Origin of the sequence: Collinsella sp. HCP28S3_B9 (assembly GCF_052066095.1) — a bacterium.
Lineage (GTDB): Bacteria > Actinomycetota > Coriobacteriia > Coriobacteriales > Coriobacteriaceae > Collinsella.
The window spans coordinates 1-544 of record NZ_JBQHST010000077.1; the positions used below are offsets into that span (position 1 = coordinate 1).

General features: G+C 65.6%; 1 protein-coding gene. It reads left to right on the forward strand.

Annotated features, from left to right (window positions below; genetic code table 11):
- Positions 1–443, forward strand: a 443-nt coding sequence (locus ACTNBB_RS09150; protein WP_441071103.1) for an ATP-binding protein, incomplete at its 5' end; no start/stop codon positions are given.
- Between the last annotated feature and the right edge of the window lie 101 nt (positions 444–544).

Sequence of the window (544 nt, forward strand, 5' to 3'; positions counted from 1 at the left end):
TCGTGGGGAGCCCCGGCGTGGGCAAGACGCACCTCGCCGTCGCGCTGGGCATCGAGGCGGTCAGGGCGGGGCGCGAGGTCAGGTTCGTGGACTGCGCCCGGCTCGTCGAGGACCTGGAGGACGCCTCGTCGCGCGGCATCCTCAAGAAGAGGCTCAGGTACTACGCCCACTCGAGGCTGCTGATCATCGACGAGCTCGGCTACCTCGACGTCGGCAGCGCGGGCGCGGACCTGCTGTTCCAGCTGATATCGACGCGCTACGAGCAGCGCTCGACGATCATCACCACCAACGTGGGGATCAGCGGCTGGGGCAGGGTGTTCGGGGACGACGTGGCGGCGAGCGCGATCGCGGACAGGGTGTGCCACCACTGCCACCTGGTCAAGATAACCGGCAGGTCCTACAGGCTGAAGGACCTGCCGAGGGACGGCCCCGTCGAGCCGTGACCGGAATCGGTGAAAATACGTTAGCGCAACCGGTGAAACCGCCTTTGCGCGAACGGCGCGCCTGTTTAGCGAAACTGGTGAAAAATAGATTGACGCTAACA